The 21146-nt window shown below is 67.0% G+C and carries 16 protein-coding genes; 11 read left to right on the forward strand and 5 right to left on the reverse strand.

Annotation, left to right across the window (positions count from 1 at the left end; genetic code table 11):
* Nucleotide 1 precedes the first annotated feature (1 nt).
* From BLS81_RS07780 to BLS81_RS07800, 5 genes are read left to right on the forward strand one after another with little or no spacing between them, the layout of a single operon-like run.
* Nucleotides 2–679, forward strand: a complete 678-nt coding sequence (locus BLS81_RS07780; RefSeq protein WP_093222794.1) for a response regulator transcription factor — start codon at nucleotides 2–4, stop codon at nucleotides 677–679.
* Nucleotides 672–1994 carry a sensor histidine kinase gene (locus BLS81_RS07785; RefSeq protein WP_093222796.1) on the forward strand — a complete coding sequence of 441 codons (1323 nt, stop codon included), beginning with the start codon at nucleotides 672–674 and terminating at the stop codon, nucleotides 1992–1994. The genes BLS81_RS07780 and BLS81_RS07785 overlap by 8 nt, the downstream gene beginning before the upstream one ends.
* Entirely contained in the window at nucleotides 1991–3331 is a 1341-nt protein-coding gene (locus tag BLS81_RS07790) for a TolC family protein (protein ID WP_093222797.1), read from the forward strand. The genes BLS81_RS07785 and BLS81_RS07790 overlap by 4 nt, the downstream gene beginning before the upstream one ends.
* Complete coding sequence (locus BLS81_RS07795; protein ID WP_093222799.1) at nucleotides 3328–4344, forward strand: efflux RND transporter periplasmic adaptor subunit; 1017 nt, start codon at nucleotides 3328–3330, stop codon at nucleotides 4342–4344. Before BLS81_RS07790 ends, BLS81_RS07795 begins: the two co-directional genes overlap by 4 nt.
* Entirely contained in the window at nucleotides 4341–7370 is a 3030-nt protein-coding gene (locus BLS81_RS07800; protein ID WP_093222800.1) for an efflux RND transporter permease subunit, read from the forward strand. The genes BLS81_RS07795 and BLS81_RS07800 overlap by 4 nt, the downstream gene beginning before the upstream one ends.
* Nucleotides 7371–7706: 336 nt before the next feature.
* Here the strand turns inward: BLS81_RS07800 and BLS81_RS07805 are convergent, their stop codons facing one another.
* Together BLS81_RS07805 and BLS81_RS07810 are read right to left on the reverse strand one after the other, a co-directional pair.
* Nucleotides 7707–8891, reverse strand: coding sequence for a tyrosine-type recombinase/integrase (locus tag BLS81_RS07805; protein ID WP_176787070.1), 1185 nt, complete (start codon nucleotides 8889–8891; stop codon nucleotides 7707–7709).
* Nucleotides 8888–10045 carry a tyrosine-type recombinase/integrase gene (locus BLS81_RS07810; RefSeq protein WP_256326125.1) on the reverse strand — a complete coding sequence of 386 codons (1158 nt, stop codon included), beginning with the start codon at nucleotides 10043–10045 and terminating at the stop codon, nucleotides 8888–8890. Before BLS81_RS07810 ends, BLS81_RS07805 begins: the two co-directional genes overlap by 4 nt.
* 138 nt (nucleotides 10046–10183) lie before the next feature.
* On the opposite strand from BLS81_RS07810, the gene BLS81_RS07815 reads away from it, so the two are divergent.
* Both BLS81_RS07815 and BLS81_RS07820 read left to right on the forward strand, forming a co-directional pair.
* Nucleotides 10184–10882, forward strand: coding sequence for an NAD-dependent deacylase (locus BLS81_RS07815; protein ID WP_093222803.1), 699 nt, complete (start codon nucleotides 10184–10186; stop codon nucleotides 10880–10882).
* A gap of 11 nt (nucleotides 10883–10893) precedes the next feature.
* The gene (locus tag BLS81_RS07820; RefSeq protein ID WP_093222805.1) at nucleotides 10894–11430 is read left to right on the forward strand and encodes a peroxiredoxin; all 537 of its coding nucleotides are present in this window, start codon (nucleotides 10894–10896) and stop codon (nucleotides 11428–11430) included.
* A 30-nt stretch (nucleotides 11431–11460) separates the two neighbouring features.
* On the opposite strand, the gene BLS81_RS07825 is transcribed toward BLS81_RS07820, so the two are convergent.
* Genes BLS81_RS07825 through BLS81_RS07835 form a run of 3 tightly spaced genes read right to left on the reverse strand, consistent with a single transcriptional unit; the run spans nucleotide 11461 to nucleotide 13554 of the window.
* Complete coding sequence (locus BLS81_RS07825; RefSeq protein WP_093222806.1) at nucleotides 11461–12366, reverse strand: bifunctional helix-turn-helix transcriptional regulator/GNAT family N-acetyltransferase; 906 nt, start codon at nucleotides 12364–12366, stop codon at nucleotides 11461–11463.
* Between the two features lie 34 nt (nucleotides 12367–12400).
* A complete protein-coding gene (locus tag BLS81_RS07830; RefSeq protein WP_093222993.1) occupies nucleotides 12401–13066 on the reverse strand; it encodes an HAD hydrolase-like protein in 666 nt (221 codons plus the stop codon).
* A 5-nt stretch (nucleotides 13067–13071) separates the two neighbouring features.
* Complete coding sequence (locus BLS81_RS07835; RefSeq protein WP_256326126.1) at nucleotides 13072–13554, reverse strand: EF-hand domain-containing protein; 483 nt, start codon at nucleotides 13552–13554, stop codon at nucleotides 13072–13074.
* Nucleotides 13555–13998: 444 nt separating this feature from the next.
* Here BLS81_RS07835 and BLS81_RS07840 point away from each other — a divergent pair, with 444 nt between their 5' ends.
* The 4 genes from BLS81_RS07840 (at nucleotide 13999) to BLS81_RS07855 (ending at nucleotide 21144) form a co-directional block, all read left to right on the forward strand.
* Nucleotides 13999–16401: a TonB-dependent receptor gene (locus BLS81_RS07840; protein ID WP_093222808.1), complete on the forward strand. Its 2403-nt coding sequence runs from the start codon at nucleotides 13999–14001 to the stop codon at nucleotides 16399–16401.
* A gap of 23 nt (nucleotides 16402–16424) precedes the next feature.
* Entirely contained in the window at nucleotides 16425–17312 is an 888-nt protein-coding gene (locus BLS81_RS07845; RefSeq protein ID WP_256326127.1) for a tyrosine-protein phosphatase, read from the forward strand.
* A 137-nt stretch (nucleotides 17313–17449) separates the two neighbouring features.
* Nucleotides 17450–20335: a beta-galactosidase GalA gene (galA, locus tag BLS81_RS07850; RefSeq protein WP_093222809.1), complete on the forward strand. Its 2886-nt coding sequence runs from the start codon at nucleotides 17450–17452 to the stop codon at nucleotides 20333–20335.
* A gap of 47 nt (nucleotides 20336–20382) precedes the next feature.
* Nucleotides 20383–21144, forward strand: coding sequence for a GntR family transcriptional regulator (locus tag BLS81_RS07855; protein WP_093222811.1), 762 nt, complete (start codon nucleotides 20383–20385; stop codon nucleotides 21142–21144).
* Nucleotides 21145–21146 lie beyond the last annotated feature (2 nt).

Below are 21146 nucleotides of genomic sequence, written 5' to 3' on the forward strand. Positions count from 1 at the left end.
CATGCGCATTCTGCTCGCTGAAGACGATAGCGATATCGCCTCTTACGTCGAACAAGGCCTCGGCGAGCTTGGCCATGTCGTGACGCGGGTGACCGACGGGGAGGATGCGCTGCATATTGGTGCGACCGAGTGTTTTGAAGCGATCGTGCTCGACAGGATGTTGCCGCGCCTCGAAGGGCTCGATGTGTTGCGGCGGTTGCGCGCGGCATCGGTCCGCACGCCAGTGCTGGTGCTGACCGCCAAGGGCGGGGTCGCCGACCGGGTCGACGGGCTCGATGCCGGCGCCGACGACTATCTGATCAAGCCCTTCGCCATGGCCGAACTGGTCGCGCGGTTGAACGCGCTGGCCAGGCGCCCGCCGATGAACGAGGTCGTGACACGTCTGGTTGTCGGCGACATCGCGCTCGACGTCCTGCGCCGCGAGGTGACGCGAGCGGGACGCAGTGTGCATCTCCAACCGCGCGAGTTCCAATTGCTCGAACTGCTCATGCGCAACGCCGGCAGGGCCGTCACGCGCACGATGTTCCTGGAAGAGGTCTGGGGGTTTCACTTCGATCCGCAGACCAACATCGTCGAGAGCCATCTCAGCCGCATGCGGTCGAGGCTACGAGAAGGCTTCGCCGGTGACCCGATCGAGACGATCCGCGGCGTAGGATATCGGATGCGCGCGGATGGCTAACCTGCGCACCAGTGCCGCTTATCGAATTGCCTTTACCTATGCTGCGGCCCTGGCCGCGGCGATTCTGCTGCTGGGCGTCGCCGTCTATTTCGCCGCCGATGCCGAGTTCCGCCATCAGCGCGACGAGCGGATCGCGGCGGAACTGTCCGATCTCGCACAGGAGTCGGGCGGAACCGCCGGCCTGCAAGACGAGATCGCCGAGCGCGAGCGGGGACGCACGACCGAGCCGTTCGGCTACGCGCTGTTCGATAGCGCCGGCAGGCGCATCGCGGGACGGATGGATACGACGCGCCCCGCGCCCGGCTTCAGCATGATCGTCTTCCGCGATCCCGTGGAAGGCCCTGACAGCGCGCGTGCCAAGGCGGTCGATCTGCCGAGCGGTGCGAGGCTCGTCGTGGCGGTCGATTCCGAAGCGGTCGAGGCGATTGATGCCACCATCCTCGAACTGTTCGGCATCGCCTTCGCCATCGTGTTGCTGATCGGGCTTGTTGGGGCGCTGCTGCTCGGGCGGTATTTGCGCCAGCGGCTCGGCGTCATCAGCCGCACCGCCAACGCGATCGTGGCTGGGGATCTCGATAAGCGCATGCCGGTCAGTGCCTATGGCGACGAGTTCGACGCCGCCGCGCTCGCGCTCAACGCGATGCTCGACCGGATCGCCGGATTGATGGACAATCTGCGGCAGGTTTCCAGCGACGTCGCCCATGACCTGCGCACCCCACTCCTGCGGTTGCGCAGCCAGCTCGAACGCGTCGGCAAGGTCGATGGCGCGGCGGAGCGCGCGCTGGAACAGGGGGACGCGTTGCTTGCCCTGTTTGGTTCGATCCTCCGCATCGCCGAGGTCGAGGGCGGCGGGCTCGACCATAGTTTTGCGATGATCGACTTGTCCGCACTGGTGGAGGATGTCGCCGACAGTTTCCAGCCGGCGCTCAGCGACAGCGGCCACCGTTTCCGCTGGGAAGTGCAGCCGGATATATCCGTGCGCGGCAATCGCGAACTGCTGGCGCAGGCGCTTGCCAATCTGTTCGACAATGCGCGCGCGCATACCCCACCGGGCACGCAGGTCGTGCTCGGCCTCTCGGCAGATGCCGTTACCGCGCGCATCTCCGTCGTCGATAACGGCCCTGGCGTGCCGCCCGGAGAGCATCGCGCGATCTTACGGCGCTTCCGTCGCGGGGAGGCGAGCCGGACGACCCCAGGCAACGGGCTTGGGCTCAGCCTAGTCGCGGCGGTTGCGTCCGCACATGGCGGCGAGGTTGTTGTCAGCGACGCGCAGCCCGGCCTGACCGTCACGATCACGCTGCCGAGGTTGTCATGAATCGGCGGGTATGGATGCTATTGGGTCTGCTGCCGGCGGCCTGCCAGAGTTACGTGCCGGCGCCGCTCGTTTCGCGCCCGGCGGCATTGGCGCCGCCCGATGTGCAGGCGCTTTCGGTGGCGGCCGCGAAAATCGAACGGCCGTATTTGAAGCCGGTGACGATTGATCTCGCCGCGCCGCTCGATGGCAATGCGGTCGCGACGCTGGCGGTGCTCAACAATCCTGACTTGAAGGCGTTGCGCGAGCGCGCCAAGGTCGCCGATGCGCAGGTCTTTGCGGCACGGTTGTTGCCGGACCCGACGCTCAACCTGGGTGCAAGCAGGGTGCTGGCCGGGCCCGACCCGCTTCCGGATCTGGTCGGAGCGCTGGCGCTTGATCTCAATACGTTGCGCACGCGCGGCGTGCAGGGGGCGGCGGCGAAAGCGGCGGCCGATCAGGTAAGGCTCGATCTCGCCTGGAGCGAATGGCAGACAGCGGGCGCGGCCCGGTTGCAGGCGGTGCGGGTTCTCGCATTGTCGGCTATGCTTGAGTTTGCGGAGGCGAGCCGAGACAGCGCACGGTCGATGCTCGACCGCAATCTCCGCGCCGCTGGGCGAGGCGATGTCGCCGGAGATCCGGTGCAGTCCGCTCGCCTCGCCGCCGCCGACGCCGAGACCAAGTTCCAGACCGCGCGCAACGATCTCAACACTGCGAAGTTCGAGCTGACCAAGTTGCTCGGTCTTCCACCTGCGACATCGCTCCGGCTCGCGTCAATTCGCGCTTCCGAAGAAGCGCTCGACGCCGCGCATCTGTTCGTCATCGCACGAGCCAACCGCACCGATCTGCGCGCGCTTGAGGCTGGCTATGCCTCGCAGGAGGCGACGGTGCGAAAGGCGATCATGGACCAGTTCCCGACGCTCGGCCTGACCAGCACCGTCAACCGCGATACAGCGGGCAACCTGATCGTCGGCCCGGCAGTCGACTTCACGTTGCCGGTCTGGAACCGAAATCGCGGCGGCATCGAAACGGAAAAGACCACCCGCGCCGCGTTGCGCGCCGAGTACGACGCCCGGCTGTTCCAGACCCGCGCCGAGATCGCCGCTGCTGTCGCCGGTATCGGCATCGCGCGGACGCAGCGCGACACGGTGTTGCGCGACCTGCCGGCTGCCGAACGCTACGCGGTGAAGAGCCGCACCGCCGCCAATCGCGGCGATCTTGCACGCTCGAGCGCCGACACCGCCGAGCAGGTGCTGCGCGATAAGCGCATCCTGCTCGCGCAGTCCGAACAGGCAATTGCCGAACAGGGCATCGCGCTCGAACTGCTCACCGGAACGCTCAGGGAGGCGTGGACGAAATGACCCGGCTATGGATCGCCGCGCCGGCGCTGTTGCTCGCAGCCTGTTCGGGCGGTGAGGAGGACAAGGCCGCCGAGCCGGTGGCGCTGGTCAAGCTCGCCCCGGCTACGCAGGGCGAGGCCGCCCAAGACATCGCGCTCTACGGCGCGGCCGAGGCCGGGCCGACGGCGAAGATGTCGCTGGTCGCGCCGGCGGAGGCGAAGGTCGCCGCGATTGACGCGCCGGCCGGCACGACGCTGCGCAAGGGACAGGTGGTCGTCCGCCTCGCCCCGTCGCCGACCACGCGCGCGGATGCCGCCAAGGCAGCTGTCGATGCCGCCGCCGCCAATAAGGCGCTTGCCCGCGCGATCCGCATGCGTGCGGACGGACTGGTGAGCGACGCCGATGTCGAGACCGCGCGCGCCGCCGCCGCCGCGGCCAATGCGTTGCGCGCCAGCTTCGCTGATCGCCTCGGCAGCCTTGCCCTGCGCGCGCCGACAGCGGGGATGGTCGATATGGTGTCGGTCGCGGTCGGTGATCTCCTCCAGCCCGCAGCGCCGGTTGCGACCATCACGCGCAGTGGCGACGTGCGGGTGCGTTTCGGCGTCGATCCGGACACCGCGCAGACTCTCCATCCTGGCATGGCAATCAGGATCGGGGGGAATGCCGTGCGCGCGCCGGTCTCGGTGCCGATCGAGTCGGTCAACGCCAACGTCGACGCGCAGACCAAGCTCGCCTCGATCTATGCAAAGGTGCCCGCTGGCAGCGGCCTGCGCGTGGGCGAAATCCTCTCCGCCGCCGTTACGGCGAGGCAGGCGGGTTCGGCGCTGACCATTCCCTATGCCGCCCTGCTCGACGATGCCGGGCAGTCCTATGTCTATGCCGTTTCGGGCGGGATCGCCCATCGCCGCGATGTCGAGACCGCACCCGCGACCGGCGAGCGCGTCGCGATCAGGAAAGGCCTCACGCCCGGCGAACGGATCGTGATCGAAGGCGGCACTGCCGTCGAGGACGGGATGAAGGTTCGCACGCGGTGAAGGACGCGCTGCAACGCAATGCGCAGGCGCTGTGGCTGGCGGCGATCCTGCTGATCGCGGGCGGCATCTTCGCGGCGACGCGGATGCCGGTGAGCCTGTTCCCGCATATCGATTTCCCGCGCGTCGTCGTTTCGATCGACGCCGGTGACCGCGATGCGGCAGCGATGACGGCTGAGATCACCCGCCCGATCGAGATCGCCTTGCGCGCGGTCCCGGGCGTGACGCGCGTTCGCTCCACCACCAGCCGTGGCTCGGCTGAGGTCGCGGTCAATTTTCCTTGGGAAGCGGATATGGTCGCGGCGACGCTCGCGACCCAAACCGCGCTTGCGACGACACTCCCTGATCTGCCTGCGGGCACGCGCTTTGACGTGCGCCGTTCCGATCCAACGATCTTCCCGGTGCTCGGTATCGCGTTGACCTCCGATACGCTCGACCAGAATGCGCTGCGTCAGATCGCCGAACTCGACGTCCGCCCGGCGTTGACGTCGGTGCCCGGCGTGGCGGGGATCGACGTCCTAGGCGGGTCCCCTCGCGAACTTGCGATCGATGTCGATCCCGCTAAGGCACAGGCCCTCGGCTTATCGCTCGATTCGATTTCCGCCACGATCGGCAAGACCAATACCGTACGCGGCGTCGGCAAGCTCGAGGATCGTCACCGGCTCTATCTCGTCCTCTCCGAGAACCGCATCACCAGCATCGCGGATCTCGCCGCGACGCCAGTTAAGGCGGCAACCGGAAACGCCGCCGGCATCGTCACCCTGGGCCAGATTGCGGCCATCCATCCCTCCGTTGCGCCAAATTTCACCAAAGTATCTTCGGGCGGACGCAACGCTGTGCTCGTCAACATCCGCCAATCGCTTAGCGGCGATACGGTGCGGATAGTGCGTGACGTCGATGCGCGTCTCCCCAACCTCGGCCTGCCGCCGAGCGTCAAAGTCACGCGTTTCTACGACCAGTCCGAGCTGGTGACGGGCGCCGCCAATGCGGTGCGCGACGCGATCCTGATCGGCGCGGTGCTGGCGGGGCTGGTGCTGTTCCTGTTTTTGCGATCGACGCGACTGATGATCCTCACCGGGCTGATGCTGCCCGCCGTGCTCGCCTCGACCTGCCTGATCCTCTTCGCGTTCGGCATGAGCTTCAACATGATGACTTTGGGCGGCATGGCGGCGGCGGTGGGGCTTGTCGTCGATGATGCCGTGGTGATGCTCGAGCACATCATGCGCCGCCTGCAGGAGGGTGAAACGGCGGTGGGGAAGGCAGCTGCGGAGATGTCCAAGCCGCTGATCGGATCGACCGCGGCGACAATCGTCGTCTTCATGCCGCTCGCCTTCGTCAGCGGCGTGACCGGAGGCTTCTTCAAGGCGCTTGCGCTGACGATGGTGGCGGCGCTCGGGCTTTCGCTGGTGTTCGCGCGGCTCGTCCTGCCACTGCTGGCGGAGCGGTGGGTCCGTGCGAAAGATGTCGAGGCGGCGGAGAAAGCGGGCGGGTTTCAGCAAAGGCTCGAACGCTGGAACGGCAAGGCTGTCGATCGGGCGCTGGCCCGACCGGGCCTGTGCGTGGTGCTTGTCGGCGTCGGACTGGCGGTGCTCGGCTATGCGGCGTGGGTCCACGTTCCGTCGGGCTTTATGCCGGCGATGGACGAGGGTGGATTCATTCTCGATTACAAGGCGCAGCCCGGCGCGGCGCTCGACGACACCGACCGTCTGCTGCGGCAGGTCGAGCAGATCATCACTGCGACCCCCGACGTGGCGAGCTATTCCAGGCGCACGGGCGCGCAACTCGGCGGCGGGCTGACTGAGGCCGACGAGGGCGATTACTTCATTCGGCTAAAAACTGGATCGCGTCGCCCGATCGATGCGGTGATGACTGAAATCCGGAGCGAGGTGCAGGCGAAGGTCCCCGGCCTCGACATCGAGACCGCGCAGCTGATGGAGGATTTGATCGGCGATCTCACCGCTGTCCCGCAACCGATCGAGGTCAAACTGTTCGGTGATGATCCGAAAGTGCTCGCCGACAGCGCGAAGCGCGTCGGCGAGACGATCGGCAAGATCACCGGTATCGTCGAGGTGGTCGACGGTCTGCGCGTCGCGGGCGATGCGCTGACGGTGAAGATTGATCCCGCCGCCGCGCTCCAACAGGGGTTCGACCCCGACGCAATCTCGACGCAGATCGAGGCGCTGGTCGCCGGAACGCAATCGACTCAGCTCCGCATCGGCGAGCAACTCGTGACCGCCCGCGTTCGCGCGCCTGCTGAACTCCGCGCGCGTGCCGACGAACTCGCGCGGTTACCGCTGACGGCACCCGATGGGCATCTCGTGCGGCTGGGGCAGGTCGCCACCGTATCCGTCACGCCCGGGCAGCAACAAATCACGCGCGAGGATCTCGCGCCCTTTATCGCCGTCACCGCGCGGCTCGAGGGTCGCGATCTCGGATCGGGCATGAAGGACGTGCAGGCGGCGGTCCGGGGCCTCCACCTGCCGGCCTCGGTGCGCGTTGATTATGGTGGACTCTATGCGCAACAGCAGCAGAGCTTCGCCGATCTCACCGTCGTGTTCCTCGCCGCCCTGCTGCTAAGTGCGCTGCTGATGACTTTCCTGTTCGGCCGCCTCGCCTGGACGCTGGCGGCGATCGTTACCGTGCTGCTGTCAGCGGCGATGGTGTTGGTCGGCTTGTGGATCACCGGCATTGAACTCGACATCTCGGCGTTGATGGGGCTGACGATGGTCGTCGGCATGGTCAGCGAACTGGTGATCTTTTTCCTCGCCGAACTGCCGCGCGAAACCGTGAATCTTGTCGAAGCATTGCATGAGGCAGGTCGCAAGCGCCTGCGCCCGATTCTGATGTCGGCGCTGATCGCGGCGCTTACGCTCGCACCGCTCGCGCTCGGCCTGTCGCGCGGCGCGGGGCTTCAGCGTCCGCTCGCGACGGCGATCATTTTCGGTCTGACGGCTGCGGTGCCGCTGGTGCTGGTATTTTTGCCTGCGCTGATGCTTCTCCTTTGCAGAAGGGGCGTAACTACTCGGTAAGATCGTGCTGCGGACGGTTCCCGCCTATTGGTGTAGCGGGCCATGACTTTCAATGGCGGCTCACATTCTGCGTGCGTAAATTGCGGGCCCCGCTCCGGTCGAGGTTTTGTTATTCGGCAATGCCGGTCTAGCAAACAAAGGATGTCGGCTTTTGGGAAGACCTGACGGTCGCCTTGTGGATCGGGAACGACGGGTTTGTCCCCATTCCCCGTCATCGATGGCGTACACCGACGCCGCCGATAGGCGCTCGGTGAGAACTGTGCTCAGCGAGACGTGACAGGCAGATCGGTCACGAACCTTACTCTCGGCATGCAGCCGAAAGCCTCGTGTCGTTCGTCAGGCAACCTCCATCAGCTTGCTGATCAATCGACCAATACGCTCGTTTTCCTCGATAGCGGCACCGTCCGACAAATGCGCATAACGTGCCGTCATTTTCACGCTCGAATGCCCCAGCAGCTTACTGATCATCGGCAGCGTCTCGGACATGGCGGCGGCATGGCTCGCGAAGCTGTGGCGAAGATCATGCATGCGGACGTGCGCCAGACCTGCCGCCAACCGGGCGCGCCGATAGGCACCGTCCATGCGCGCCACCGTCAACGGCTTGTCCGCGATCCAGAACACTGAAGAAAGGTCCGCATGGCGTGGCATCCGCTCCAGCAGTTCAACCGCTGCCGTCCCCAGCCACACCGTGCGAGGCCCGGTTTTCGCGTCGTGGAGCAGAAGGCGGCGGGCCCGCACCTCGCTCCAGTCCAAGCCGCAGATTTCGCCTTTGCGGCACCCGGTCAGCGCGATCAGCCGAATGGCATCTGCCTCCATCGGCGCCGACACCCTTAGGTCAGCCAGCGCAGATCCGAACCGCGAAAACTCTGCATCGGACAGCATACACTCGTGTTTGCGAGTTGGGTTGCGCTTGATCTGGGTGCAGGGATTCGAATTCGCCGAGATGACGCCCCATGCATCGGCTTTGTTGAACACCTCACCGAGCAACTGAAGCGAGCGGTTGGCCGCAGCAGGCCCCGACTTCGCCGAGAGCCCGGCGAACCAGTGCGAAACATCCGCAGGCTCGATCTTGTCGAGGAAGCGCCGGGCGAACCCGCGTTCGAGGTGCCTGCGATAGTAGATGTTGCGATCGAGCGTCGACGGCTTCCAGCGCGGGGACACGTTGTCCCAGAATTCCGAGAGGAACGCGTCGAAGCGCGGGACCCGACGGGTGCTCATAAGCGTGTCGGCGGGGTTCTCGCCGATCTGGGCGCGCACCAGGACGCGCCGCGCTACATCGAGCGCCTGCACGCGGGAGATCACGCGCGCATCGCCGATCGTGACGGTTCGGGTGCGACCGTCCATCCGTACCTGAACGACGTAGATCCGTCGCCCGCTCTCATAGGAGCGCGTACCAAATCCGGGCAACTCACTGGACCATTGTGTCAGCCGGCACCTATGAACCGGCCGGGCATCAGCAGCCGGCAGGTTGGCCGTGGCGAGTTCCAGAGCGACTATATCGCGGAGCGTGCGCGCGTTCACAGCCCCGCCTCCATCTTGTCGGCAATGGACGCGCATACCCGCGCTGCGGACTCGGACACCACGTCGTCCGCAAGATGCGCGTAGCGCGCGGTAGATTCAGGAAGGGCGTGGCCAAGGAGCTTGCCCACCGCCGAGAGCGACACGCCATTCCGGATCGCAAGCGACGCGAAACTGTGTCGCAGATCATGCAACCGAACGTCTATCAATCCGGCGCGCGCGCGGAGCTTGTACCATGCCGGGTCCGGGTTGAACGGGACACTTGAATTTCGCCCGCCGGGGAAAACCAGGCCCGAGATCCGTTCGCCGCGAAGGTCGTCGAGGATCTTGCGGGCCGGTGCGTTGAGATAGATGACTTTCGCGCCGGTCTTGCTGTCCGGCAGAAAAATACGCGGCGGTTTGATCCACTCCCATCGCAAACCTGCGATCTCCTGTCGCCGCGCGCCTGTGTAGATCAACAGCCGAATGATGCTCACCGCCTCGGGGAGTTCGGCTTCTGCGGCCTTCAACACAGAAGCCAATGCTCGATACTCCGATCCGCTGAGATAGCGTTCCGGGAGCTTGCGCTTGTAGCGGGCAATGCCCTTGCAGGGATTGGAGCCGCCGGGCCGGTAGCCGAGCGTCTCTGCCATCTTGAACATGGACGCCAGCACCGGCACCGACCGGTTGAATGCGGCAGGCTTCTGACCCATCGCGTCGCGCCATTTCACGATGTCGGCGCGGGTCATTTGTGCAACCGGAAGCGAACCGAATGCCGGCAGAATATGTGCCCTGATCGCCCATGCGTTTCGGGTCGCGGTACTGGCCTTCCAGCCCGCCACGCACTGCATGAATTCCGGAAAAAACTGCTCGAACGTCAGCCTCGCGCTGGGCTTCGCGACGGGCTTTTGGGGCAGTCCGTCGAGTGCTGCCGACCGAAGAATTTTGAGGGCTTCGCGACGAGCTTGCCGGACGTCCATTGTGGCTGCCGACCCCAAAGTCTCGAACCTGGCATTGCCCCGTTCTCTATGCCGTAATACCCAGGTCTTGTGGCCCGAGATTCGGCACCGCAGCCCGAATCCGGGCAGGTCCGTGTCCCAGTAAATCATCGGCTTTTTGGGAGCACGGCGCCGAGCGATATTGCCGTCGAGGCGGACAATTTCGTTGCCGGCGGACATCCCAGAAAGTGGCGGCGACTCGGCTATCAAATAGCCATCTGGACCCTCCGAAGTGCTCCCTATTGCTTCGTTTCCGCCCTTCTGATACTTCACCATAAATGCCTACTTTCAACGGGTTATTCGTGTAGGGTGTGCACCATGTCCGACATTCGCGACCTCGTGATCCTCACCGGCGCCGGCATCTCCGCCGAGAGCGGGCTCGCGACTTTTCGGGGGCCGGGCGGGTTGTGGGAGGGGCACCGCGTCGAGGATGTCTGCACGCCCGAGGCGCTCGCGCGTGATCCCGAGCTGGTTCACCGCTTCTACGACGCGCGGCGCGCCGCGCTCGCGGCGGCCACGCCCAATGCCGCGCATGTCGCGCTGGCGCGGCTCGACGCCGAATGGCCTGGCGACCTGCTGATCGTCACGCAGAATGTCGATGACCTGCACGAGCGCGCCGGGGCGACGCGGGTGCTCCACATGCATGGCGAGCTGCGCTCGGCGCTGTGCGCGCTGTGCGGGGTGCGTACCGAATGGAGCGACGCGCTGCCGCCGGGCGCGCCCTGCCCGAACTGCGACGCGCCCGCGCTGCGCCCCGACATCGTGTTCTTCGGCGAGATGCCGTATCAGATGGAGCGGATCGAACAGGCGCTGGCGGAGGCCGATCTGTTCGTGTCGATCGGCACCTCGGGCGCGGTCTATCCGGCGGCGGGGTTCGTGCGATTGGCGAGCCGCTATGGCGCCGACACGCTCGAACTCAATCTGGAAGCCTCGGCCGGGAGTGGCTATTTCGCCGCGACACGGCTCGGCCCGGCGACTAAGCTGGTGCCCGAATGGGTCGACGCGATGCTCGCCTGAAGGAGATTTCAATGCTTGGACGGACCATCCCCGAAGTCACGCTGAAAACGCGCGTGCGCGGCGAGAGCGTCGGCGGCCCCAACCCGTTCCGCTGGCAGGACGTCGCCACCCGCGATCTGTTCGCGGGCAAGCGCACGGTGGTGTTCAGCCTGCCCGGCGCCTTCACGCCGACCTGCTCGACCGAGCAATGCCCCGCCTTCGAGCGCGAGTATGACCGGCTGAAGGCGCTCGGCGCGGACGAGGTCTATTGCATCTCGGTCAACGACGCGTTCGTGATGTACCAATGGGGCCGCCACCTCGGCGTGGAGAAGGTGAAGCTGCTGCCCGACGGCTCGGGCGATTTCACGCGGCGGATGGGCATGCTGATCCGCAAGGACCATCTCGGCTTCGGCGAGCGGAGCTGGCGCTATGCGATGGTGGTCGAGGATGGGGAGATCGTCGCCTGGTTCGAGGAACCCGGGATCAACGACCAGGGTCTCGACGAAGACCCCTATGGCGAAAGCGCACCGGACAAGGTGATCGCCTGGCTGGAGGCCAATCCGCGGTAACGCGCGGCCCGTCCCGAGCGGATGGTGGGTTTACAGCGTCAGCTCCCACGTCTCGCCCTGGACGGGTTCGCCGAAATCGCTGTGGGTCGCGGTCGCGGTGATGCGAAAGCCGTGCGCGGCATAGATGCGGCGCGCGCTTTCGAGGATGGTGTGCGTCCACAACGTCATGCGGGTGTAGCCCGCCTCCCGCGCGAAGGCGATGCAGCGCTCCACGAGATCGTTGGCGATGCCGAGTCCGCGCGCGCGTGGCTCGACATACAGCAGGCGCAGCCTGGCGATGCCGTCGCCACCGTCGGCCGCGAAGATCGAACCGGCGATCGCGCCGCCGCATTCGGCGATCCAGCAGCGTTCGCGGGCCGGATCAAAGCCGCGCAGGAACGCGGCCGTGACCTCGCCGAGCAGCGCCTCCATCGGCGCGCCCCAGCCGAACTGTTCGGCATAGAGGATCGCCTGGCGCGCGGCTATCATGCCCATGTCGCCGGGACGGTGCGTGCGAATGGTGTAGCCGGCGCGCGCTTCGCCCGAGAGCAGGCCGCGTGCGGTATCGAGCGCGCCGACCAGCGCGCGCCGGTCGGCTTCGCCCAGCGGCGCGAGGCGCGTCTCCAGCACCGCGCGCTGGCGTGAATCGAGATCGGCGAGGAGCGCCTGGCCCGCCTCGCTCAACGCCACCGGCCGGCGCCGCGCATCGCTGCCGCGGCCGCGCACGATCCAACCTTCGGCCTGGAAGCGGCGCAGCAGCCGGCTGGCGTAGCCGGGATCGAGCGCGAGGAAGTCTTGCAGATCGACCGCGAGCGCTTCGCCGCGCGTGCCGATCTCATATAGCAACCGCGCCTCGGTCAGTGTCAGCGGCATGCCCAGATAGTGCGCGTCGAGACCGACGACGAACTGGGTGTGGAAGCGGTTGAAGGCGCGCAGCGCAAGCAGGGTTTCGTCCATGCCACGATGCTGCCAGAAAACTTGACCCAGTCAACTATTCGACGGCGATTCCGAAAAATTCCTCGAGCACCTCGCGCGGGTGTTCGAACACCATGTCGGGTTCGCAGCGCAGCAGCACCTCGCGGTTGGCATAGCCCCACAGCACCGCGCCCGCCGTGATACCGACCTTCCTCGCGGCGGCGATGTCACGAGTCTCGTCACCGATCGACAAGGTGGCTTCGCGCGAAATCCGCATCCGCCGCAGTACCTTGCGATAACGTGGCGCCTTGCCGAACAGCGACGCGCCGCATTCGAACATCTCGATGCGCGCGGCGAGCGAGCCGAGCACGGCGCGGGCATTGTCTTCGGAATTGGAGGTGACCACCGCGATCCGGACGCCCGCGTCGGCGAGCGTGTGGATCACGTCCTTGACGCCGTCGAACAGCGCGATCCGGTCGATCTGCGTGGCGAGCTTCGCGTGGACATAGCGGCCGATCGCCGGCAGCTTCCAGCGCGGAATGCCGAGGTGGCGGATCACCTCGCGCGTGGTGCGGCCGCGCAGCGATTCGACCTCGCCGGGCGGGACGCGGCGGAACTTGAAACGGTCGGCGAGTTCATCGGCGATCGACAGGAACCAGTCGCCGCTATCGGCGAGCGTGCCGTCGAAATCGAAGATCGCGAGAGCATAGCGCGCGGGCCGGGCGCCGCCGGGCTGGAGCATCCCGGTCACGATGCGTCCGCCCCCCCGCGCCGCTTGCTGCGCTTGCCCGGCGGGCGGTCGCCGGCGCCGACGCCGCTGCGGATCGTGAGCAGTTCGGCACGGGTGAGATTGCCGTCGCGATCACGATCGAGCCGGGTGAAGATCGCATCGAAACGCGCCTGCAGTTCGGCGAGCGTGACCCGGTTGTCGCCATCGCCGTCGACCTCGAACGGGCTCGGCAGGGCGTTGGCGTCCCCCAGCCATTTCAGCGCCCAATCGCCATATTCGATATAGCCGATCGACCCCTTATGGGCGCTGTCCGCGCTCGCAAAACTGTGCGCCACGCACGCGGCGAGTTCCGCGCGGCTGACGATCGCATCGCCGTTCTGGTCGCACGCCGCGATCATCATCGCGACCGGCTCGGCGACGATCGTGGCGAGCGGCTGGCGCGGCGCGGCGGCAGGCGGCGCGGGCTGTTGCGCGCTGGCCGCGCACGCGAGCGCCGACAAGGCCGCGAAAGCGAGGCCGTTGCCAAAGCCGCCGGATCGTACCGGATCTATCGACCGCCCGGATGGCGCGCGGGCGCTGCCGTTCCGCGACGTGAACGGCGTGAGGGCGGGTCGAGCGATGGACGCCGGACGGGGCTCGGCGCTTCGCCAAGGTCTCGCAAGAACGGCAATCCCAACACTCGGCCTCATCACGCCCTTCCCCCGGGAATCGGCCGCCGGCACCGCCGAGGCCGCCGGTAGCGATAGCCGAAATCGGCGGTGTGGCGATAGGCTTGCCGCGTCGCGATTGCCGCGCCCCGCGCCGGCGGCATGGGCGGGAGAGGCCGCGCGGGGGCCGGACATTGCTGCATTGCGTCAAAATATTAATTCTGTGATCGAAACGTCACGGCACCGAAACACCCCGCACCCAGAGCGCGCCCGAACTGATCCTGGGGGGACTGATCCATGTTGCCGTATTCGCCGTCTTCGTCGCGCCGCCTGCTGGCCGCGACCGCGCTCTGCCTGAGCCTCGCCGCCACGCCCGCCTTCGCCGAGGAGCCCGCGCCCGCCGCCGCGCCGGCCGACGCGAGCGATACGCAGGGCCTCGCCGACATCGTCGTCACCGCGCAGAAGCGCCCGGAAAGCCTCCAAAAGACGCCGATCTCGATCTCGGTCATCAGCGATCAGGGCCTGCAGGACCGCCATGTCGTGTCGCTGGTCGATCTCGGCGACGGCGCGATCCCGTCGCTCAAGGTCGCGCCCTTCTATTCGCGCAATTCGGCGCTGATCGTGAACATCCGCGGCGTCGGCGTGCTTTCGGACGGCAACCAGCCGGCGCGTGACCAGGGCGTCGGCGTCTATATCGACGGCGTGTACATGGGCCGCGCGCAGGGCCTGGGCACGGCGCTGTTCGACGTCAACAGCATCGAAGTGCTGAAGGGGCCGCAGGGCACGTTGTTCGGCCGTAATACCGAGGGCGGCGCGGTCAACATCACCACCAAGAAGCCGACCGGCGAATTCCACGTCAACGCGCTCGCCGGCGCCGGAAATTACGGCAGCTACAAGGGCGAACTGCACGTCGACCTGCCCGAATTCCACAACATCAGCATCAAGCTCGACGGTGTCGTCGCGCATCGCGACCCGCTGGTGAAGAACCCGCTGCAAGGCGCCTATGGCTTCAACTTCTACGACAAGCACGGCGCGCACGTCGAAGCCTTGTGGCAGCCGAGCGACGCGTTCAGCGCGGACTATTCGTATGACACATCGTACGATGCCTCGACCTCGCTGTACCTGCAACTGGTCGCGCCCGGCACCAACAAGCAGGCGGCGCTCGGCACGATCCAGTCGACTCGCGCCAGCGTCGCCAATGTCGGCGTACCCGAGCAGCCGAGCGTCGGCCGCACCGACGGCCACCGCCTGACACTCGAATACAAGCTCGCGCCGAGCCTGTTGGTCAAGTCGATCACCGCCTACCGCGAACTGACGCAGAGCCAGTATGACAACGGCTCGGCGGCGACGACGATGTCGGTGGCGCTCTCCGCCGCGAACCCGACCGGAAATTTCACCGGCATCGGCTTCTCCCGCTACAGCCTCGCGCAGTTCCGCCAGAACCAGTTCAGCCAGGAAGTGCAGGCGATCGGCGATCTGCCGGGCTTCAAATATGTGGTCGGCGCGCTCTATTATCAGGAGCACGTCCAGGACAATGCGCAGGCGTTCAACACCAACCAGTTCACCAACGCCGCCGGCAGCGCCTACACACTCCTGTCGGGGCCGGCCTTCAACGATTACACCAAGCAGTCGATCGATCGCGCCAGCTACGTCCAGACCACCAGCATGGGCGTGTTCGGCCAGGGTACCTACACGCCGCCGCTGCTCGACGACGCGATCCACATCACCGGCGGGCTGCGCTGGACCCGCGACATCAAGCACGGCAAGCTGCTGACCGTGAACAACGCGCTGCCAGTCGACCGTAACGGCGTGTCGGGCGCGATCCACCTCGACCATAGCTGGTCGCGGGTCGACCCGATGATCAACGCCGCGGTCGACGTCGCGCAGGGGGTGATGCTCTACGGCAAGTGGAGCACGGGCTACAAATCGGGCGGCGCCAACTCGCGCTCGCAGGAATATGACGAGTTCAACCCCGAGACGGTCTCGATGTTCGAGATCGGCGCGAAGACCGAATTCTTCGACCGCCACGCGCGCTTCAACGTCGCCGCCTATGCCGGCAGCTACAAGGACATACAGGTCGATTTCAGCCGCCCGTACGAAACCGGCGGCGTGCGCACCAACCGCACCACCACCTCGACGATCAACGCGCCGGGCACCGGTGGCCTGCACGGCGTCGAGGCGGAACTCACGCTGCTGCCGGTGCGCGGCCTGACGCTGACGGGTTCCTACGCCTATAATTATGTACGCATCCCGGCGACGGTGAACCCGTATCCGAACGCAGCGGGCAACCTCAGCACGATCGCTGTGCCGATCTACCAGACCTACACCCCCGAGCATTCGGGCAGCGTCGCGGTCGATTACGAGCTGCCGATGGACGGCTTCACCGTGCGCGCGCATCTCGACGGCAATTTCGACTCGGGCTTCTACTCCAACGCCAACGATCCGGTGTATCTGGGTGTCGGCGCGGCGGGCAACGTGCCCCAGCCCAAGGGCGAGAAGGCGACCGTGTTCAACGGCAACATCGCGCTCGCCGATATCGACATGGCCGATACCGGCGCGAAGGTCTCGCTCTCCTTCTGGGTGCGCAACCTGTTCGACGAACAGCACATGTTCTACAAGGCGCTCAGCCCGACCAGCGGCATGAACGGCTTCTTCAACGAACCACGCACCTTCGGCGGCCAGGTGCAGGTGAAGTTCTGATGATCGCCGGCCAGGGAGCAACGATGATGCGTCTTTCCAACCCCATTCGGCGTATCGCCGCGCCGGTTTTGGCCCTGTCGCTCGCGGCGGGCGTGCCGGCGGCGCCCTGGCTGTTCGCCCGGACCGGCCCCGTGGCGGCAGCGGCGCACGAGCGCCTGCTGCCGCTGCAAGGCGGCCGCAATTTCCGCGACCTCGGCGGCTATCGCACCGCCGATGGCCGCAGCGTGAAATGGGGCGTGCTGTTCCGCTCGGGCTCGATGCACGGGCTGACCGAGGCGGATTACCGGTCGCTCGAAGCGCGCGGCATCCGCGTGGTGTGCGACTTCCGCGATCGGCGCGAGCGGGCGGCGGAGCCGGTCACCTGGCCGGCGGCGGGCGCGCCGCGCGTGCTCAGCGACGATTATGATCTCGACATGCGCTTCCTGCCTGCCGGCAGCCCGAAGAGCTGGACGCCCGAACAGGTCCGCGCGGCGATGACCAAGGCGTATCCGGCGATGCTCGGCCAGTTCAACGGCCAATATCGTCGCATGTTCGCCGAGCTGCTCGCGGGCCACGCGCCGCTCGCGTTCAACTGTTCGGCGGGCAAGGACCGGACCGGCATCGCGGCGGCGCTGCTGCTGACCGCGCTCGGCGTGCCGCGCAAGGACGTGGTCGCGGATTATCTGCTCACCAACCGCTATCTCGACGCGAGCGCGCTGACCAAGGGCACGCCGAACCCGGCCAACCCGCTCGCCGGGCTTCCGCCGGAGACGGCCAAGCCGCTGATGGCCGCCGATGCCGCCTATATCGAAGCGGCGTTGGCCGTGGTCGATGGTCACAAGGACGGAGCGAAGGGCTATTTCCGCGACGAATTGGGGCTCTCCGCCGCGGATCTGGTCAAGCTGCGTAACGCATACCTCGTGCGCGCGTGAGCCGTGCGGGGCGCGTCCGCGGGGGCGCGCCCCGCCGGGACGTTCGCGCGGGCGTGGCGGCGATGTCTTTCGGGACTTGAGCCGCCCGCCAAACAATGTATCGTTTTGGCCTTATAGATGTATTTCTAGGAGGCCCGATGCTAGATCGCCGCACGTTCATCGGCTCGTCCGCGCTGGCGATGGCGACGGTTCCGCCCGCCTTCGCCAGGGGCGAGTCCGCGACCCTGCCTCCGCTGTCGCCGGACATGCCGATCCCGCTTGGCCACCTCCCCGCCCCCGTGCCGCCCGCCGACCCCAGCCTGTACGCGTTCAACCAGGGCTGGCTGTTCCACGAAGGCGACCTGCCCTTCCCCGCCGTACGCGGCAACGACCAGACCTATGCGGCGACCAAGGCGGGAAACGCGCAAGGCGCCGCCGGCGTCGATTATGACGATTCGGACTGGAGCCCGGTCCGCCTGCCGCACGACTGGGCGATCGCGCATCCGATCGAATCCGACCAGAACGACGCTTTCGGCTATCGGCGGCGCGGGATCGGCTGGTATCGCCGCTATGTCGTGTTCCCCCGCGAATGGCATGGCCAGTATCTCGAACTGCAGCTCGGCGGCATGGCCAACACTGCCACCGTCTGGTTCAACGGCATTCCCGTCGCGCACAGCCTGTCGGGCTATGTCCAGCAGAATATCGACGTCACCCCCTACGCGCGCTTCGGCGACGAGCCGAACACGATCGCGATCCGCGTCGATGGCGATGTCATGGAGGGCTGGTGGTATGAGGGCGCCGGGCTGTACCGCGAATGCTGGCTGGCGGTGCGGCCGGCGCTGCATATCGCGACCGACGGCGTCCACGCGACGCCGCGCGCCCAGCCCGACGGCACATGGCGCGTGCCAATCGCGGTGACGATCAACAATGCCGGCGCGGCGGCCAGCGACGCGACGGTCGAAGCCATCTTGCAGGACGCCGAGGGCCGCACCGTCGCGCGGGCGAGCGTGCCCGCCGGCGCGGCGCCGCTCGACACGGGCACCGCGCGCATGACGCTTTCGCTGGCGAAGCCGATTCTGTGGTCGCCCGACACGCCGACGCTGTACGCGCTACAAACGCGGCTGGTGCGGGACGGGACGGTGATCGACAGCCGGCGTACCGAACTCGGCTTCCGCACCACCCGCTTCGATCCGGCGACCGGCTTTCACCTCAACGGCAAGCCCCTCAAGATCAAGGGCGTCTGCATCCACCACGACCATGCCGGCGTCGGCGTGGGCATTCCCGCCGCCTTGCTCGAATGGCGGGTGCGGCGCCTCAAGCAGATCGGCGCCAATGCGATCCGCTTCGCGCATGCGGCGCCCGCGGCCGCGCTGCTCGACGCGTGCGACCGGCTCGGCATGATGGTGATGGACGAGAACCGCCATTTCGACCCCAGCCCCGACTATCTCGCCCACGTCACCTGGATGGTGCGGCGCGACCGCAACCGGCCGAGCGTGATCCTTTGGTCGGTGCTCAACGAAGAGCCGATGCAGGGCACCGAGCAGGGTTATGAGATGGTGCGCCGCCTCGCCGGGGCGATCCGGGCGCTGGATGACACGCGGCCGATCACCGCCGCGATGAACGACGGCATGTTCACGCCGAGGAACGGCGCCGACGCGGTCGATGTCGTCGGCTTCAACTACAAGCACGATTGGTACGACCGCTATCATGCGGCGCATCCCGAACGCCCGCTCATCAGCACCGAGGATACCAGCGCGGTGATGACGCGCGGCGAATGGGCTACCGACACGCAGCGCAACGTGCTGACCTCCTACGACAGCGAGGCGCCCGAATGGGGGCTGACGCATCACGAGAGCTGGCAAATGATCGGCAGCCGACCGTTCATCGCCGCGACCTTCGTGTGGACGGGGTTCGATTATCACGGCGAGCCGACGCCGCTGCCGTGGCCGGCGGCGTCGAGTTCGTTCGGCATCCTCGATCTGTGCGGTTTCGCCAAGATGGCATATCATCTGCGGCGCGCGCAGTGGACCGACGACGCGCCCGTGCTCGCGATCGGGCCGCATTGGAACTGGGCGGGGCGCGAGGGCCAGCCGATCCGGGTCATCACGCCGGGCAATGTCGATGAGGTCGCGCTGTTCCTCAATGGAAAGCCGCTCGGACGGCAGGCGCGCAAGCCGTTCGTCACGCCGGAGTGGCAGGTGCCGTTCGCACCCGGCAAACTGGAGGCGGTCGGCTATACCGGCGGCCGAGAAGTCGTGCGGTTCGCGGTGGAAACCGCCGGGCCCCAGGCGGCGCTGCGCCTGACCGCCGACCGGCCGATGATGCTGGGCGACGGCGACGACGTGCAGCCGATCAGCGTCGATCTGCTCGACGCCGCCGGCCGCCATGTGCCGACCGCGACCGACCGCGTCACCTTCGCGATCGAAGGCGGCGAGATCATCGGCGTCGGCAACGGCGACCCCAACGACCATGATCCCGAGCAGGGCAACGCCCGCAAGCTGTTCGCCGGCTTGGCGCAGGTGCTGGTGCGCTCGTCCGCGGGCGCGAAGCAGCTCGTGCTGACCGCGCGTGTGGCGGGATTGCCTCCGGCGCGCGCGGCCTTCCCGCTGGTGGCCGCGCGGGCGCGCGAGGTCACCGCGATCCCCGCCGTCCACCACCTCACCGAATGGCGGCGCACGCCCTTCGCCGCGCAGGCGCCCGACGCGCGCGAAATCTACCCGGCGCAGCAATGGCGGGGCTTGGGCTACGTACGCACCGGGCGGCTGGAGGAGGCGCCGGCAGCGCATGGCTTCACGCTGATCCAGGGCCGGTTCGTGCCCCGCCGTGCGGTCGCCGCGCATGGCGGCACGCTGCGGCTGGCGGGGGTGATCGGCCGCGCCGAACTGTGGATCGACGGTGTGAGGCTCGCGACCAAGGCCGACCGGGCGGAAGCGCCGATCGTCGCCCCCCTGCCCGCTGGCGACCAGGAGCGCGTGGTGACGCTGCTGCTCGAAGCCGATGCGGGCGAGGCAGCCGGCCTCAGCCGGGGTGTGAGCGTCTGGTGACGCGACAACGATGACACACGGCTTCGACAGTGTTAGCTGGCTTCGACATGTCTTTCATTGATCTTCTCGACATCGCCGGCACGGCCGAAAGCGGGCCGCGCTATTTGTGGCTGCAGAAGCTGATCCGTACCGCGATCGAGACGCGACGGCTGCCGGCCGGAGCGGCGCTGCCGAGCGAGCGGGAATTGTGCGACGAATTCCAGCTCTCGCGCGTGACGATCCGCAAGGCGATGGAAGCCCTGGTCAACGACGGGCTGCTCGAACGGCGGCGTGGCGCGGGCACGTTCGTGGCGGATGCGCCGGCGGACAAGGAGCCGGGCCGGGTCGAGAAGAGCTTTTCGATGCTGTCCTCCTTCACCGAGGACATGCTGGCGCGCGGGCGCCGGCCGTCGAGCGAATGGATCGACCGTTCGGAAGGGTCGGTCACGCCGGAGGAAGCGCTGGCGCTCGGGCTGTCGCCGGGATCGCCCGTGTACCGCTTCCAGCGCATCCGTTTCGCCGATGGCGAGACGATGGCGATCGAATATGCCGCCGTGCCCGGCTGGGGGTTGAACGGGCTTGATGATGTTGAGTCATCGCTTTACGGCGCGCTCGAGGCGCATGGCAATCGCCCGGTGCGCGCGTTGCAGCGGGTGCGCGCGATCGGGTTCGAGCCGGAACAGGCGGCGCTGCTCGGCATCCAGCCGGGCGATCCCGGCCTGCTGATCGAGCGCCGCGCGTTCGCCGCCGACGGGCGGATCATCGAGGTGACGCATTCCTATTATCGCGGCGACGCCTACGATCTGGTCGCCGAACTGCATCACATCTAGGC

It is taken from the genome of Sphingomonas sp. NFR15 (assembly GCF_900103265.1).
Classification (GTDB): Bacteria; Pseudomonadota; Alphaproteobacteria; order Sphingomonadales; family Sphingomonadaceae; genus Sphingomonas; species Sphingomonas pollutisoli.

Coding starts and splice junctions, on each gene's coding strand:
- BLS81_RS07780 (WP_093222794.1), top strand. CDS start 2: ATGCGCATTCTGCTCGCTGAAGACGATAGCGATATCGCCTCTTACGTC.
- BLS81_RS07785 (WP_093222796.1), top strand. CDS start 672: ATGGCTAACCTGCGCACCAGTGCCGCTTATCGAATTGCCTTTACCTAT.
- BLS81_RS07790 (WP_093222797.1), top strand. CDS start 1,991: ATGAATCGGCGGGTATGGATGCTATTGGGTCTGCTGCCGGCGGCCTGC.
- BLS81_RS07795 (WP_093222799.1), top strand. CDS start 3,328: ATGACCCGGCTATGGATCGCCGCGCCGGCGCTGTTGCTCGCAGCCTGT.
- BLS81_RS07810 (WP_256326125.1), bottom strand. CDS start 10,045: ATGTCCGCCGGCAACGAAATTGTCCGCCTCGACGGCAATATCGCTCGG.
- BLS81_RS07815 (WP_093222803.1), top strand. CDS start 10,184: ATGTCCGACATTCGCGACCTCGTGATCCTCACCGGCGCCGGCATCTCC.
- BLS81_RS07820 (WP_093222805.1), top strand. CDS start 10,894: ATGCTTGGACGGACCATCCCCGAAGTCACGCTGAAAACGCGCGTGCGC.
- BLS81_RS07825 (WP_093222806.1), bottom strand. CDS start 12,366: ATGGACGAAACCCTGCTTGCGCTGCGCGCCTTCAACCGCTTCCACACC.
- BLS81_RS07830 (WP_093222993.1), bottom strand. CDS start 13,066: ATGCTCCAGCCCGGCGGCGCCCGGCCCGCGCGCTATGCTCTCGCGATC.
- BLS81_RS07840 (WP_093222808.1), top strand. CDS start 13,999: ATGTTGCCGTATTCGCCGTCTTCGTCGCGCCGCCTGCTGGCCGCGACC.
- BLS81_RS07845 (WP_256326127.1), top strand. CDS start 16,425: ATGATGCGTCTTTCCAACCCCATTCGGCGTATCGCCGCGCCGGTTTTG.
- galA (WP_093222809.1), top strand. CDS start 17,450: ATGCTAGATCGCCGCACGTTCATCGGCTCGTCCGCGCTGGCGATGGCG.
- BLS81_RS07855 (WP_093222811.1), top strand. CDS start 20,383: ATGTCTTTCATTGATCTTCTCGACATCGCCGGCACGGCCGAAAGCGGG.